The organism is Candidatus Symbiopectobacterium sp. NZEC135 (assembly GCF_025962695.1).
On record NZ_JAGFPF010001218.1, the window covers coordinates 1 to 651 of the forward strand.

General features: G+C 55.6%; 1 protein-coding gene. It reads right to left on the reverse strand.

The genetic code is table 11. From position 1 onward, the window contains the following. Positions 1-651: M3 family metallopeptidase (locus J5224_RS33440; protein WP_264629187.1), on the reverse strand; the 651-nt coding region annotated here is incomplete at both ends.

Here is a 651-nt window from a genome sequence, read left to right on the forward strand (position 1 = left end):
CGTGTCATCATGGCTGACGCTGTTGCCAGGTCGCCAGTAATGCAGGGCCAGATCCGGGCCAATGGCCGGGTTATCCGTGAGATAACCATCGCGCTTGAGAAAGAAATGCCGCGTTTGCTCAACCGCCATCAGCGCCAGCAGATAACCCTGATATGAACAGGCCGACTCCATCGATAACAGATGCGGAATGGCAATGGTAGGGCGCGGGCTCCCGCCAACGCCCAAAATGCGCTGCTCGATGTCTCGCGCCAGCTGGGTGATGGTAGCTGGCGTGCGTGCATCATCATCCATGCTGTAAAGCTGCCATTCAAAGTAAGGCACCAACAGAATATGGCGCTCGTTAAAAGCACGCATCGGTTGGCGCACAGCGATATCGGCCTCAATCAACGCATCAGAGAGCGCTTCGCCCTGACGGTTCTTGGCATAGCGTTTCAGCCAGTCAGCATCGTGCAGCAGGCTGTCGCAAAACATGGATTGCGTTTCCGCATAAGCCATCGATGTAGGCGGAAACTCCTGCGAGAAGCAAGGTGCATTTTGACGGATATTGGCAAAATGCGCCGCATGGCCGCCTTCATGAAACAGGGTGTTGATACCCGTTGCGCCGCTGCCCACTTGGTCCGGTTTAGCCAGGCTGGTGAAATTGATTTTTGC